Source organism: Hamadaea flava, from assembly GCF_024172085.1.
Classification (GTDB): domain Bacteria; phylum Actinomycetota; class Actinomycetes; order Mycobacteriales; family Micromonosporaceae; genus Hamadaea; species Hamadaea flava.
The window spans coordinates 3,702,779-3,716,620 of sequence record NZ_JAMZDZ010000001.1 but is presented as its reverse complement, the minus strand read 5'-3'; the positions used below and the strand labels follow the sequence as shown (position 1 = coordinate 3,716,620).

Genomic DNA, 13,842 nt, shown 5'->3' with positions numbered 1-13,842 from the left:
ATTGGGCCTTGGAGATCGCGGGAGATCGCGAGGTACTGGGGGTTGTGGTGCGGATCGCACGCTTTGTTCATTCCGGTGGGATGTCCTTCGGCGTCGTCGAAGGCGAGGCGGCCGGAGCTGGGACCGAAGGCCTGACGGTCGCGGCGATCAACGGGCACCCGTTCGGCGAGATCGAGCTGACCGGCGACCGGTGGGCGCTGGCCGACGTCCGGTTGCTCTCGCCGATTCTGCCGAGCAAGGTCGTCTGCGTCGGGCGTAACTACGCCGAGCACGCCGCCGAACTCGGCAACGCCGTGCCGAAGGAGCCGCTGCTGTTCCTCAAGCCGACGACCTCGGTCATCGGCCCGAACGACCCGATCCGGCTGCCCCCGCAGTCGCATCAGGTCGAGCACGAGGCCGAGCTGGCCGTCGTGATCGGCGCCACCGGGGCCCGCCGGGTCGACCGGGCCGACGCGCTCAAGACCGTGTTCGGCTACACCTGCGCCAACGACGTGACCGCCCGCGACCTGCAGAAGGCGGACGTCCAGTTCACCCGGGCCAAGGGCTTCGACTCGTTCTGCCCGCTCGGCCCGTGGATCACCACCGGGATCGACGCCTCGGACCTGGAGGTGCGCTGCGAGGTGGGGCGCGCCGGCGAGGAGCCGGACGTACGCCAGCTCGGGCGTACCAGCCAGTTCGTCTTCGACGTGGCGACCCTCATCTCGTATGTGTCGCATGTGATGACGCTGCTGCCCGGGGATGTGGTCCTCACCGGTACGCCGGCCGGCGTCGGCGTGCTGACCGAAGGTGATGTCGTCTCGGTGAGCATCGAGGGTGTCGGCACGCTCTCGAATCCAGTGCTGAACCTCTGACAGTCCCTCAGAGGATGTTGATCGCGCGGGCCACGACCAGCCCCACCACCACGACCGAGACGGCCGACTCGAACATCATGGTCAGCTTGGCCCACTTGGTCATGGGCATGGTGTCGGTCGGGCTGAACGCGGTCGCGTTGGTGAACGAGACGTAGAGGTAGTCGACGAAGCCGGGCTCCCAGTCCGGCTTCGCGAGATCCCGCGCGGTCATCTGCGGGAAGAGGAAGTCGGGGCGGTCCTTGCGCGCGTTCGCACGCGCGGCGGGGCCGCCCGAGTCCAGTTCCCAGTACCAGAGCGCGAAGACGATGACGTTGCTCAGCCACACCGCCGCCCCGGTCAGCAGCAGCACAGCCGGCGTGAGCCCGTTGACCTCGGCGTGCTTGGTGGCGATGTCGACGACGAGCCGGGCGGCGGCGTACGCGTTGAGGACGCTGGCCGCCGCGACGAGAGTCAGCCCGCTCAGGCGCAGCCAGCGGGTCTCCCGGTTCACCCGGCCCGGGTTCGTCGAGAGCAACACCAACAGCAGTACGCCCTCGACCGCCGGGACCAACCAGCCCGGTTGGATGTGGAGCGCGTGCGAGACCTTGAGCTGCAAGCCGATCATCACCAGCACGGCGACCGCGGCCGGCGTACGGTGTTCGCCCCGGGTGGGGCGCAGCCAGGCGGGAAGGACATCGACCACACCCGCAGCGTAGTGCGCCTCACGAAACACAGGGGGATACCGGTTTGGCGCGCCCCGCGCCGGTCGGGTAAAGTTCCTCCTCGGCACAGCAAACCTCAGGGCTAGCGGTGCCGATGGGGTATGGGGTAATTGGCAGCCCAACTGATTCTGGTTCAGTTAGTCTAGGTTCGAGTCCTGGTACCCCAGCAACCAAGCGTGGAAGGCGATTTCACGCGAGGGAGCTGGATCTGGTAAGGTTCAGCTGCCGCCGGAAGGCGGCAAAAGTGTGAATACGGAAAGTTCTGGCCCCGTCGTCTAGCGGCCTAGGACGCCGCCCTCTCAAGGCGGTAGCGCCGGTTCGAATCCGGTCGGGGCTACAGACGAGCGCCGCACTCTTCGGAGTGCGGCGCTTTTCGTTGCTCTCCCCATTAGCTGCAGATCACGGTTACGCATGCCTCCCAACGGGGTTTTGGCATGCGTAACCGTGATCTGCAGCTAGCAGGTCAGAGGCCGGACAGGCGCTGGCCGGCGCGGACGACCGCCATCGCGTGCCGATCGCCGGGCCGGCGGCCGAGGCGCTCGATCGGGCCGGAAACGCTGATCGCGGCGATCACCCGCCCGGTGCGGTCCCGGATCGGGGCGGAGACGCTCGCCACACCGGCTTCCCGTTCGGCGACCGACTGCGCCCAGCCACGACGGCGTACCTCGGCGAGGGTCTTTCCGGTGAACTTGCAGCGGGGCAGCAGCGGCATGACCGCCTCGGGCGGCTCCCAGGCCAGCAGCACCTGTGCTGCCGAACCAGCCGTCATCGGCAGTATCGAGCCGACCGGCACGGTGTCGCGCAAGCCCGAAGCCCGCTCGGCGGCGGCCACGCAGATGCGCTCGTCCGCTCGGCGGAGGTAGAGCTGGGCGCTTTCGCCGGTGTTGTCGCGCAAGGCGGCCAGGAGCGGCTCGGCGGCGGTCAGCAGGACGTCGGGCGCGGCGTTGGCGAGCTCCCCGAGCCGGGGGCCCGGGCGCCAGCGGCCCTGCGTGTCGCGTACCAGCATGCGATGGATCTCCAGGGCCTGCGCCAGCCGGTGCGCCGTTGCCCGCGGCAGCTTGGTGCGATCGACGAGTTCAGCGAGGCTCGCGCCGTCGACGCAGGCGGCCAGAATCACTACCGCCTTGTCAAGGACGCCCACGCCAGACATACTGTGTCCCACACACCGAAACATACCTCCCAAAAGCTGGGATGTCCATATGGTGGGAGTAACAGTGATGAGCTCTCGAGTGAAGAGCCAGGAGTTCGGCCAGCCCAAGACGTTGGCCCAGAAGGTCTGGGACGCGCACGTAGTCCGATCCGCAGCCGGCGAACCCGATCTGCTTTACATCGACCTGCATCTGCTCCATGAGGTGACCAGCCCGCAAGCCTTCGACGGCCTGCGGATGGCCGGCCGCCCGGTGCGGCGGCCCGATCTCACGATCGCGACCGAGGATCACAACACCCCCACGGACAACCTCCTCACGATCGCCGATCCGGTCAGCCGGACCCAGATCGAGACGCTGCGCCGCAACTGCGCGGAGTTCGGCGTCAAGCTGCACCCACTGGGCGACCCCGAGCAGGGCGTGGTCCACGTCATGGGGCCGCAGCAGGGCCTGACGCAGCCCGGCACGACGATCGTCTGCGGCGACTCGCACACCTCGACGCACGGCGCGTTCGGCGCGCTGGCCTTCGGCATCGGCACCAGTGAGGTCGAGCACGTCCTCGCCACGCAGACGCTGCCGCAGGCGCGGCCGAAGCAGATGGCCGTGAACTTCGTCGGCGAACTGCGGCCCGGCGTGACCGCCAAGGACCTGATCCTGGCGCTGATCACGCAGGTCGGCACCGGCGGCGGACGCGGCTACGTGGTGGAGTACCGCGGCCCGGTCATCGAGCAGCTCTCCATGGAGGGCCGGATGACCATCTCGAACATGTCCATCGAGTGGGGCGCCAAGGCGGGCCTCATCGCGCCGGACGAGACCACCTTCGCCTGGCTCAAGGGCCGCCGGTTCGCGCCGCAGGGCGACGCCTGGGACGCGGCCGTGGAGCACTGGCGTACCTTGCGCACCGACGACGGGGCGGTCTTCGACCGGGAGGTGACCCTGGACGTCAGCCAGGTCACCCCGTTCGTCACCTGGGGCACCAACCCGGGCCAGGGCGCGCCGCTGGACGCCGCCGTGCCGGACCCCGAGTCGTTCGTGGACGAAGGCGAGAAGGCCGCCGCCGAGCGGGCGCTGGCGTACATGGGGCTCACCCCGGGGCAGAAGCTGCGGGATGTCGAGGTCGACGTGGTCTTCGTCGGCTCCTGCACGAACGGGCGACTGGAGGATCTGCGGGCCGCTGCGGGCGTGCTGAAGGGCCGCAAGGTGGCCGAGGGCGTACGCATGCTGGTCGTCCCCGGTTCCGCCGCGGTTCGGGCGGCCGCCGAGGCCGAAGGACTGGACCAGGTGTTCACCGAGGCGGGCGCCGAATGGCGGTTCGCGGGGTGCTCGATGTGCCTGGGGATGAACCCGGACACGCTGAAGCCGGGGCAGCGCTCGGCCTCCACCTCGAACCGCAACTTCGAGGGCCGGCAGGGCAAGGGTGGGCGTACGCATCTCGTCTCGCCGCCCGTCGCCGCCGCCACCGCCGTCACGGGCCGCCTGGCCGCGCCCGCCGACCTGGTCTGACCGAGGGAACCGAGGAACACGAGACATGGACAAGTTCACCAGCCACACCGGTGCGGCGGTTCCACTGCGCCGCTCTAACGTGGACACGGATCAGATCATCCCGGCGGTGTACCTGAAGCGGGTCACCCGCACCGGGTTCGAGGACGGACTGTTCAGCGCCTGGCGTGAGGATCCCGCCTTCGTGCTCAACGACCCGGCGTACGCCGCCGCCACGATTCTGGTCGCCGGCCCCGAATTCGGCACGGGCTCCTCCCGGGAACACGCCGTCTGGGCCCTGCGTGACTGGGGCTTCCGGGTCGTCATCGCCCCCCGATTCGGTGACATCTTCCGGGGGAATTCGTTGAAGCAAGGGCTGTTGACGGTCGAGCTTCCCATCGACGCAGTCGAAAGTCTTTGGGCCCGTTCGGAATCCGACCCGACGGCGGAGGTGACTGTGGACCTCGCCGCGCGGGAAGTCCGCGCCGGGGCTTCTACCTGGGCTTTCGAGCTGGATGACTTCAGTCGTTGGCGGTTGCTGGAGGGCTTGGACGACATCGGCCTGACCCTTCTGCACGCCGATTCGATCACCGCTTTCGAGGCCACACGCCCGGTGTACCAACCGGTTGTCGCCTGACTCCACGAATGCCTGAGGCCCGCGCTCAACGAGCGCGGGCCTCACTTTTGTTGCACACTGCCAGTTAGAGACATACGCGCGACACAAATGCCGTTTACCCGTCACGTGTTTGGAAATGTGTATGGCAGGGCTTAGCGTGCGCGAAGAATGACTGGTTGAAAGTCCAGTAAGGAAACACTCGGGAGGGAACCGTGAACAAGGCCGAGCTCATCGAGGCACTGGCCGCCCGGTTGGGGGATAAGAAGACCGCAACCGCCGCGCTGGACGCCGTTCTGGCCGAAATCGAAACCGCTGTCACCAAGGGCGACAAGGTGTCGCTGACCGGATTCGGTGTCTTCGAGAAGCGGCAGCGGGCCGCCCGGACGGCGCGTAACCCGCGCACCGGCGAAGCGGTGAAGGTGCCGAAGACGGCCGTTCCGGCGTTCCGCGCCGGCGCCGGCTTCAAGGAGGCGGTGGCGAGCGGCAAGCAGCCCGCCGCCGCGAAGAAGACGGCGACCACCGCGGCCAAGAAGACCGCGGCCGCCAAGAAGACCACGGCGACGGCGGCGGCCAAGAAGACCACTGCTGTCAAGGCCGCTACGAAGAAGGCGGCGCCCGCCAAGAAGGCGACCGCGACCAAGGCCGCCGCCGCCAAGAAGACGGCTCCGGCGAAGAAGGCCGCGACCAAGTCGGCGCCCGCCAAGAAGTCGGTGGCGGCGAAGAAGGCTCCGGCCAAGAAGGCCGCGACCAAGGCGACTGTGGCGAAGAAGGCCCCCGCGAAGTCGGCTGCCAAGGCGACGGCGAAGAAGGCGCCCGCCAAGAAGGCCCCGGCTAAGAAGGCTGCTCGACGCTGAGCAAGTCCCTACCTGACAGGCGCCCGTGCAACCACGGGCGCCTGTTCCCATACCCGTCAGGTGTTCTGCGCGGTCGCCCCGGTGAGCAGCAACTGCTGCGGATCCCGCCCGGTACGCCGATGCCACACCCCGTCCGGGGCCAGGTCGAACCCGCCGGATTCGTCGGTGAGGTACAGCTCCATCATCGAGCTGAGCTGCTGGACCGAGACCGGATCGGTGACCCGGACGAGCGCCTCCACCCGTTGGTCGAGGTTGCGGCGCATGACGTCGGCGGAGCCCAGCCACCACTGGGCCGCCGCGCCCTGGCCGAATCGGAAGACCCGGGAATGCTCCAGGAACCGGCCCAGCACCGAGCGCACGCGGATGCGATCCGACAGGCCGCGTACGCCGGGCCGCAAGGTGCACATGCCGCGGACGACCAGATCCACCTGCGTTCCGGCCCGGGAGGCGGCGTACAGGGCGTCCACGACGTCCTCGTCGACGAGTGAGTTCACCTTCATCTGCACCAGTCCCCGGCGACCACGCCGAGCCTGGCCCTCGATCAGCTCCAGGAGACCGGATCGGACGCCTTCCGGCGCCACCAGGAGCCGCCGGTACGACGGCGGCCGCCCGTAACCGGTGAGGCGGTTGAACAGCTCCGTGACGTCCTCGCCCACCTCGGGGGCGGCCGTCAAGAGGCCGAAGTCCTCGTAGAGCCGAGCCGTCTTCGGGTGGTAGTTGCCGGTCCCGACGTGGCAGTAGCGGCGCAGGATCGCGCCCTCCTCCCGGACGACGAGGGCGATCTTCGCGTGTGTCTTCAATCCGACCAGCCCGTAGACCACGTGGCAGCCGGCGCGCTCCAGGGTCCGGGCCCAGCCGATGTTGGCCCACTCGTCGAACCGGGCCTTCACCTCGACCACCACGACGACCTGCTTGCCGGCCTCGGCCGCGTCCACGAGCGCGTCCACGATGGGGGAGTCGCCGCTGGTCCGGTAGAGGGTCTGCTTGATGGCCAGCACGTGGGGGTCGGCCGCGGCCTGCTCGATGAACCGCTGCACGCTCGTCGAGAACGAGTGGTACGGGTGGTGCACCAGGATGTCGCCGTCCCGGATGACCGAGAAGATGCTGCGTTCGCCGTCGCGCAGGCGGGGATGCGTCGGCGGGACGAAGCTCGGCTCCTTCAACTCCGGTCGATCCGCTTCCTCGTAGATCTGCCACAGCGCCGACAGATCCGGCAACCCCGGTACGCGATACACGTCGCGCTCGTCCATGTCGAGTTCCCGGACGAGGGTCTCCAGGACGTCCGGGCTGATCCCCTCGGCGACCTCCAGGCGTACCGGGGGACCGAAGCGCCGCCGGGCCAGTTCCCGTTCCAGCGCCTGCAGCAGGTCCTCGTCCCGGTCCTCCTCGATCTCGACCTCGGCGTTGCGGGTCACCCGGAACAGGTGATGCTCCACGATGGACATGCCCGGGAACAGCCGGTCGAGGTGGACCGCGATCAGCTCCTCGACCGCGATGTACCGCCCGTGGCCGAGCCCGGTGAAGCGGGGGACGTTCGCCGGGACCTTCACCCGGGCGAACAGGTCGGGGCCGCCGTCGGGGTCGCGAATGACCACGGCGAGGTTGAGCGACAGCCCCGAGATGTACGGGAACGGGTGCGCCGGGTCGACCGCGAGCGGGGTCAGCACCGGGAACAGGTGCTCCAGGAAGTACTCGTGGAGCCGCGCCTGCTCCTCCTCGGACAGCTTGCTCCACCGTTCGACCACGATCCCGGCGTTCTCCAGCTCCGGGCGTACCTGTTCCTCGAAGCACGCGGCGTGCCGGGCCACCAGCTCGGCGGCCCGCGACGTCACCAGGTCGAGCTGCTGCCGCGCGGCCGGCTTGCGGTCGGCCCCCCGCAGCGGCAGGCCGGTCTGCCAGCGCCGTTGCAGCGCGGCGAAGCGGACCATGAAGAACTCGTCGAGGTTGGTCGCGAAGATGGCGAGGAACTTCGCCCGTTCCAGCAGCGGAGTGGCGGGATCCTCGCCGAGGGCGAGGACGCGGGCGTTGAAATCGAGCCAGGACAGCTCGCGGTTGAGGAACCGATCCTCGGGCAGGTCGGCGGCGGGGGTGGCGACTGGTGCGGAGGAGCTCACCTACTCATTCTTGCCAGGCCCAGGTGACGCGAAGGTGAACTTCCCACAACTCGGCTCAGGGCAGCGTGGGTAACGTCACGCGCACGACCTCGCCGACTTCGTCGCGCTCCAGCCGGAGCCGCTGCCCGAGGCGCAGCAGCCGCAGCCCGCCCGCGGCGAACGCGGCCGGTGAGAACCGGACCTCGGTGCCGTCGTCGAGCAGCACCGCTCCGGCACGGGTCTGCGGATCGAACTCCGAAACGGTGCCCTGCATGGGGTCAGCCTACCGACCGGGGATCGACGGCGTGGCGAGGAAGGCCGCCCGCGCCCGTTCGGCGGCGGCGCGTTCCCGTTCGATCAGGCGCAGGGCGGTCACCGGGTCGGCCGGGCTCAGCTCGCGCCACGCCTCGGCGGCCACCACGGCGTCCTGGTGCTCGCCGAGCAGGCTCTGCACCTTGGCCAGCTGCTTCGCCTCCCGGCGGCGACCGGCCAGGTCCACGGCGTACCGGGCGCGCTTGGCCAGGATGCGGACCTCGTGCCACTGCTCGTCCGGCGCCTCGTCGGTCAGGTCGGCCACGGCGTCCTCGTACTTCCGCACCTGGACGTCCGCCAGTGCGGGCAGGACGTCGGCGGCGCGTCGCCGGGCGCGGCCCCGGAACCCGGGCTCGCCCAGCATCGCCACCAGCAGGGGGAAACGCGCGCTGTCCAACGCCACCAACAGGTCCGCGCGGGCGCTCACCGCCCGCTCCCGGAGCGCCTCGTCGAACGCGCCCACGGCCAGGGCCGGCCGCCCTCCTGGCAGCTCGCCCCAGTGGCTCCCCGGCGACGCGGTCTCGCGAAGCCGAGCCCGTAAGACCTCCGCGTCGCGGGCGGCCCCCAGCAGCTCCGCGAGCCACTTCAGATTCGCCCGCACGCGCCGGGTCCACGGCTCGTCCAGCAGTCTCCGGAAGGTACGCACATCGGAACGCAGCCGGCGGCAGGCCACTCGTGCGTAATGCACCGGGGTGTCGCCGTCCGGCATCAGGCTGTCCGCGCGGATCACCGGTTGCGCGGCGAGCAGCCGGTCGGCGCAGCCGTCGGCAGCCCGTCGCAGGACCGCAGCGGCCGAGCGTGGCATGCCTCAAGCCTAGGAGAGATCGGGGATCCAACCCAGGTCTACGGCATCTGCCAGATCGGCCGGGGTGTCCACGTCGCGGCGAAGGGTCGGCCACAGCCCGTCGAGCCGGTTGGCCCCGGAGCGGGCGTGCGCGGCCGCCGAATCGGGGCCGAACAAGGGGCGCAGCGTCGCACCGGCGGGGGCGGCGAGCAGGACGGTGCCGTCGCCGGGCAGGTCCGGGACGAACGACCGGACCTCGGCCAGCGCCAACGCCTCCGCCAATTCGACCGGGCGCAGCGCCGGGACGTCCCCGGTCAAGGCGGCGACGGGCAGACCGGCTCGGGCCTCGGCCGCCGCCACGAGGGAATCGTTGAGCGACCCGGCGTCGTCGGCGAACCGTACGCCCAACGGCGTCAGCTCGCGGCGGAGCCGCTCATCCCCGGTCACCACGACGACCTCCGCTACGCCTTCAGCGCGCTGCGCTGCGCGTACCGTCGAAAGAGCGAGAGCCACGACGAGTCGTTCGTGACCCACCCCGGCGAGCGCGCCGCGCAGCCTGGTCTTCGCCCGCGGCAGTGCCTTGAGCGGCACGAGCAGCGACCATCCCACCGGCAGCATCTTGCCAGTCTGACTGGCCGCCGCCCCGGTCGGGCAGGCATGATGACTCCTCGACGGGTGCGGGAAAGGCGGAGGCGTGCGCAAACTGGGATTCTGGCCGCGATTCGCGGTGATCTTGGTTAAGCCCCTCATGACGGCGCTGACCCGGCGAGACTGGCGCGGGTTCGAGCACATCCCGGCGACCGGCGGGGTCATCCTCGCGTTCAACCACGTCTCGCACGCCGACCCGTTCACCGCCGCCCACTACGTCTACGACAGCGGACGCTGGCCGGAGTTCCTCGCCAAGGAGAGCGTGTTCCGCATCCCGGTGGCCGGCAAGATCCTCCACTGGTGCCGCCAGATCCCGGTGTTCCGCGGCACGGTCGACGCCGGCAAGGCGCTCGACGCGGCGATCTCGGCCGTGCATGCGGGCGACTGCGTGGTGATCTACCCCGAGGGCACGACGACCCGCGAGCCCGACCTCTGGCCGATGAAGGGCAAGACCGGCGTGGCCCGGCTGGCGCTGGCCACCGGCGTGCCGGTCATCCCGGTGGCACAGGACGGCGCGCAGCAGCTCTTCGATCCCCGGACGAAGAAGTTCCGGCTGGGCCGCGTGCCGGTGTCGGTCTGGGCCGGTCCACCGGTCGATCTGAGCGAGTGGGCCGACGCCGAACCCACCCGGGTGGTGCTGGACGAGATGACCGACGAGATCATGAACCGCATCCGCGAGCTGGTCGGCGAGATGCGGGGCGAGACGCCGCCGCCCATCTACATCCCTTCTCGCGCTGGAAAGGGGCAGGCGTGAGAGCCGCCGTCCTCGGTGCCGGATCCTGGGGCACCACCTTCGCCAAGGTCCTGAACGACGCCGGGAACGACGTGGTCCTGTGGGCCCGCCGGTCCTCCGTCGTCTCGGCGATCGCCGCCACCGGCATGAATCCGGGCTACATGGAGGGCCAGATCGGCTCCCGGGTAACGGCCACCACCGACGTCTTCGAGGCGTTGCGGGACGCCGAGCTAGTGGTCCTGTCGGTGCCGTCCCAGACGTTGCGGTCGGTGCTGGGCTCGGTCGGGCCGCACCTGGACACCGATTCGACGGTCGTCTCGCTGATGAAGGGCGTCGAACTCGGCACGACCCTGCGGATGAGCCAGGTCATCGTCGAGGTCACCGGGGTCAAGCCGGACCGGGTCGCGGTCGTCACCGGGCCCAACCTCGCCCCCGAGATCGCCGCCGAGCAGCCGACCGCCACCGTCGTCGCCTGCGAGGACATCGACCGGGCCGCCCGCGTGCAGAAGGCCGTCTTCACGCCCTACTTCCGGCCCTACACCAACGACGACGTGGTCGGCTGCGAACTCGGCGGGGCCGTCAAGAACGTCATCGCATTGGCGTACGGGATGGCGCAGGCGATGGGCATGGGCGACAACACCCGCGCCTCCCTCATCACCCGGGGACTGGCCGAGACCGCCCGCCTCGGCGTCGCGCTCGGCGCGGACCCGCTCACCTTCTCCGGCCTGGCCGGGCTGGGCGACCTGGTGGCGACGTGTTCGTCCCCGTTGTCGCGCAACCACACCTTCGGCGAGTACCTCGGCCGGGGCATGACCCTGGAACAGGCCCAAGAGGCGGCCAAGTACACCGTGGAAGGCGTGAAGAGCTGCCTGTCCATCCGGGACCTCGCCCGCGCTCACGGAGTCGAGATGCCGATCACCGAACAGGTCGAGCGGGTCTGCCACGAAGGACTCGATCCGCGGGTGGCCGTCCGGTCGCTGATGACTCGTGAGGTCAAGGCGGAGTAGCTCTGCGTGGTCCTGGGGACCTTGAATGGTCGCCGTCGCTGGGGCGACGTTTTCTGTTCAAGATCACCCTGGCGGCGGGTCTCAGGCGGGGTCAGGGGCGTTAGTCTCGCGCCATGAGCACACTCGGCGACTCCACCCGCTGCGTCCACGCCGGCGTACCGGCGCTGTCGCCCGGCGACCCGCTGCAGCCGGGGCCGGTCTTCGCCGCCCCGTACGCACTGCCCCCAGACGGGTACGAACCCGGCGTCGACGGCTACGGGCGGGGCGACAACCCGACCAGACGCGTACTGGAGGCCGCGATCGCCGATCTGGAAGGTGGGGACACCCTCGCCTTCCCCAGCGGCCAGGCAGCCGTCTCAGCCGTGCTCATGACGGTCCTGCGTCCCGGCGACACCGTGATGCTGCCCGCCGACGGGTACTACAACGTGCGTACGTTCGCGTCGTCGTTCCTCACATCGTCCGGGATCAGCGTGGTCGAGGCGCCCACCGCCGGGCCCTATCCGTCCTTCGACGGCGTACGCCTCGTGCTGCTGGAATCGCCCGCGAACCCGTCGCTGGACGTCGTCGACATCGCCGAGGTCAGCGCGGCGGCGCACGCGGCCGGCACGCTCGTCGCGGTCGACAACACCGCCGCGACGCCATTGGGCCAGCGCCCACTGGACCTGGGCGCGGACATCTCGGTCGCCTCCGGGACCAAGGCCCTCAGCGGGCACTCCGACCTGCTGCTGGGCTATGTCTCGACGCGCTCGGCGGCGCTCTACGAGGCCATGGCCTCCTGGCGTACGCTCGGCGGCGCGATTCCGAGCCCGTTCGACGCCTGGCTGGCCCGGCGCTCGCTGTCCACACTCGACCTGCGGTTGCGGCAGCAGACCGCGAACGCCCGTGCGCTGGCGACGTTCCTCCGCGAACATCCGGCGGTGACCGGCGTGCGCTGGCCCGGCCTGCCCACCGACCCCTCGTACGCCGTCGCGACGCGGCAGATGCGCCGAATCCCCGGCATCATCGGCTTCACCCTGCCCTCAGCCGCCGCCGTCGCCGACTTCCTCCGGGCGTCGACACTGGTGACCGCCGCGACCAGCTTCGGCGGCCTCCACACGACCGCCGACCGGCGGGAACAGTGGGGCGACCGGACCGCGCCCGGATTCGTCCGGCTGTCCTGCGGCATCGAGGACACCGACGACCTGCTGGCCGACTTCACCTCGGCGTTGTCCGCGTGACCGGGGTCTTCGCGCGTGACTGGGGTCTTCGCGCGTGACCGGGGTCTTCGCGTGTGACCGGGGTCTTCGCGCGTGATCATGAACTATCGGTCATGATCGACCGGCGTGTCGTGTCCACGAGTCCCTGATCGATCCCACGAGACGATGATCAACGAGCCGCTCAGTGCAGGCCGGTGCCCCGGCGCAGGGCGGTACGCACCAACCGCGTGACCAGCTTGGGGTAGTCCACTCCGCTGGCCGCCCACATCCGGGGGAACATGCTCGTCGGCGTGAACCCGGGCATGGTGTTGATCTCGTTGAGGTAGACCTCGCCGTCGTTCGCCACGAAGAAGTCCACCCGAGCCAGACCGGCGCAGTCGAGCGCGCTGAACGTGCGCCTCGCGAGGTCCTGGATGCGGGCCGTCACGTGCGGCGGCAGGTCGGCGGGGATGTCGAAGGTCGTCGCGTCCTCGAGGTACTTCGCCTCGAAGTCGTAGAAGACATGGTCCTGGCTGACGTGCACCTCGGCCAGCGTCGACGCCTCCGGCGCCCCGCCGAACTCGCCTTCCAGCACACCGCATTCGATCTCGCGGCCGAAGATCGCGGCTTCGACGAGGACCTTGGGGTCGATGGCGCGCGCGGTGGCGATCGCGGCGTCGAGGTCGGCCCAGTCGTTGACCCGGGTGATGCCGAAGCTGGACCCGGCTCGCGACGGCTTGACGAAGACGGGCAGTCCCAGCCGTTCCTTGTCCTGTTCGGTCAGCGACTGACCGGCGCGGAGGACGGCGTACGGGCCGACCGGGATGCCGTCGACCAGGGCGAGCTTCTTGGTGAACTCCTTGTCCATCGCCGCCGCCGACGCGAAGACGTTCGCGCCCACGTAGGGGATCCCGGCCATCTCCAGCAGGCCCTGGATCGTCCCGTCCTCCCCGTACGCCCCGTGCAGCGCCGGGAAGACCACGTCGATGTCGGCCAGCGCGGTCGAGCCGTGGCTGGGCTCCAACGTGGTCAGTTCTCCCCGGGAGGCCATGACGAGGTCGGAGCCGGTCGGGTCGCCGGGCAGGATGATCTGGTCGCCGGATTCGGCGGTGATCTCGGGCAGCCGCGCCCGACCGTCCGCCGCCGCGATGGACAGCTGCGACGGGTCGCCCGAGGTGAGGACCCAGCGCCCTTCGCGGGTGATGCCGATCGGCACCACCTCGTACTCCGCCGGATCAAGTGCGGCCAGGATGCTGCCCGCGCTGACGGCGGAGATGGCGTGCTCGGTGCTACGGCCGCCGAAGATCACGGCGACCCGGGTCTTCCGGGGCGTCTCACTCACGCCGCTGACCCTACCTGCTCTTCTCTGGATGATCAGCTCGACTCTGGGCAGCGGGCACGCCATGATCAGCGGCAGATCACGGATATGCCGCGAATCTTGGCC

The 13,842-nt window shown here is 69.9% G+C and carries 14 protein-coding genes and 2 tRNA genes; 9 read left to right on the top strand and 7 right to left on the bottom strand.

The features are described from left to right. The first annotated feature begins 47 nt into the window (after positions 1–47). Positions 48–851, top strand: coding sequence for a fumarylacetoacetate hydrolase family protein (locus HDA40_RS17425; RefSeq protein ID WP_253757133.1), 804 nt, complete (start codon positions 48–50; stop codon positions 849–851). A gap of 7 nt (positions 852–858) precedes the next feature. Here the strand turns inward: HDA40_RS17425 and HDA40_RS17420 are convergent, their stop codons facing one another. Next, positions 859–1,533, bottom strand: coding sequence for a DUF1345 domain-containing protein (locus tag HDA40_RS17420; RefSeq protein ID WP_253757131.1), 675 nt, complete (start codon positions 1,531–1,533; stop codon positions 859–861). Positions 1,534–1,647: 114 nt separating this feature from the next. Here HDA40_RS17420 and HDA40_RS17415 point away from each other — a divergent pair. Together HDA40_RS17415 and HDA40_RS17410 are read left to right on the top strand one after the other, a co-directional pair. After that, a tRNA-Gln gene (locus tag HDA40_RS17415) sits at positions 1,648–1,719 on the top strand. 97 nt (positions 1,720–1,816) lie between these two features. Further along, a tRNA-Glu gene (locus tag HDA40_RS17410) sits at positions 1,817–1,889 on the top strand. A gap of 126 nt (positions 1,890–2,015) precedes the next feature. On the opposite strand, the gene HDA40_RS17405 is transcribed toward HDA40_RS17410, so the two are convergent. Continuing rightward, positions 2,016–2,702, bottom strand: a complete 687-nt coding sequence (locus HDA40_RS17405; RefSeq protein ID WP_253763665.1) for an IclR family transcriptional regulator — start codon at positions 2,700–2,702, stop codon at positions 2,016–2,018. A 67-nt stretch (positions 2,703–2,769) separates the two neighbouring features. Here HDA40_RS17405 and leuC point away from each other — a divergent pair, with 67 nt between their 5' ends. The 3 genes from leuC (at position 2,770) to HDA40_RS17390 (ending at position 5,646) form a co-directional block, all read left to right on the top strand. Further along, the gene (gene leuC / locus HDA40_RS17400) at positions 2,770–4,200 is read left to right on the top strand and encodes a 3-isopropylmalate dehydratase large subunit (protein ID WP_253757129.1); all 1,431 of its coding nucleotides are present in this window, start codon (positions 2,770–2,772) and stop codon (positions 4,198–4,200) included. A gap of 25 nt (positions 4,201–4,225) precedes the next feature. After that, positions 4,226–4,813 (top strand): 3-isopropylmalate dehydratase small subunit, encoded by a 588-nt coding sequence (gene leuD, locus HDA40_RS17395; RefSeq protein WP_253757127.1) that lies wholly within the window; start codon positions 4,226–4,228, stop codon positions 4,811–4,813. A gap of 191 nt (positions 4,814–5,004) precedes the next feature. After that, complete coding sequence (locus tag HDA40_RS17390) at positions 5,005–5,646, top strand: HU family DNA-binding protein (protein ID WP_253757125.1); 642 nt, start codon at positions 5,005–5,007, stop codon at positions 5,644–5,646. Positions 5,647–5,702: 56 nt separating this feature from the next. On the opposite strand, the gene HDA40_RS17385 is transcribed toward HDA40_RS17390, so the two are convergent. From HDA40_RS17385 to cofC, 4 genes are read right to left on the bottom strand one after another with little or no spacing between them, the layout of a single operon-like run. Beyond that, positions 5,703–7,760: an RNA degradosome polyphosphate kinase gene (locus tag HDA40_RS17385; protein ID WP_253757123.1), complete on the bottom strand. Its 2,058-nt coding sequence runs from the start codon at positions 7,758–7,760 to the stop codon at positions 5,703–5,705. Between the two features lie 55 nt (positions 7,761–7,815). Then, the gene (locus tag HDA40_RS17380) at positions 7,816–8,013 is read right to left on the bottom strand and encodes a cold-shock protein (RefSeq protein ID WP_253757121.1); all 198 of its coding nucleotides are present in this window, start codon (positions 8,011–8,013) and stop codon (positions 7,816–7,818) included. 9 nt (positions 8,014–8,022) lie between these two features. Further along, positions 8,023–8,856, bottom strand: coding sequence for a CHAD domain-containing protein (locus HDA40_RS17375; protein WP_253757119.1), 834 nt, complete (start codon positions 8,854–8,856; stop codon positions 8,023–8,025). 9 nt (positions 8,857–8,865) lie between these two features. Next, entirely contained in the window at positions 8,866–9,453 is a 588-nt protein-coding gene (gene cofC, locus HDA40_RS17370; RefSeq protein WP_253757117.1) for a 2-phospho-L-lactate guanylyltransferase, read from the bottom strand. A 130-nt stretch (positions 9,454–9,583) separates the two neighbouring features. Here cofC and HDA40_RS17365 point away from each other — a divergent pair, with 130 nt between their 5' ends. From HDA40_RS17365 to HDA40_RS17355, 3 genes are all read left to right on the top strand, one after another. Beyond that, a complete protein-coding gene (locus HDA40_RS17365; RefSeq protein WP_253757115.1) occupies positions 9,584–10,237 on the top strand; it encodes a lysophospholipid acyltransferase family protein in 654 nt (217 codons plus the stop codon). Continuing rightward, complete coding sequence (locus HDA40_RS17360) at positions 10,234–11,223, top strand: NAD(P)H-dependent glycerol-3-phosphate dehydrogenase (protein WP_253757113.1); 990 nt, start codon at positions 10,234–10,236, stop codon at positions 11,221–11,223. Before HDA40_RS17365 ends, HDA40_RS17360 begins: the two co-directional genes overlap by 4 nt. A 113-nt stretch (positions 11,224–11,336) precedes the next feature. Continuing rightward, complete coding sequence (locus tag HDA40_RS17355) at positions 11,337–12,440, top strand: cystathionine gamma-lyase (protein WP_253757111.1); 1,104 nt, start codon at positions 11,337–11,339, stop codon at positions 12,438–12,440. A 160-nt stretch (positions 12,441–12,600) separates the two neighbouring features. Here HDA40_RS17355 and HDA40_RS17350 read toward each other — a convergent pair whose 3' ends face one another. Continuing rightward, positions 12,601–13,740 (bottom strand): D-alanine--D-alanine ligase family protein, encoded by a 1,140-nt coding sequence (locus tag HDA40_RS17350; RefSeq protein ID WP_253757109.1) that lies wholly within the window; start codon positions 13,738–13,740, stop codon positions 12,601–12,603. Positions 13,741–13,842: the final 102 nt, after the last annotated feature.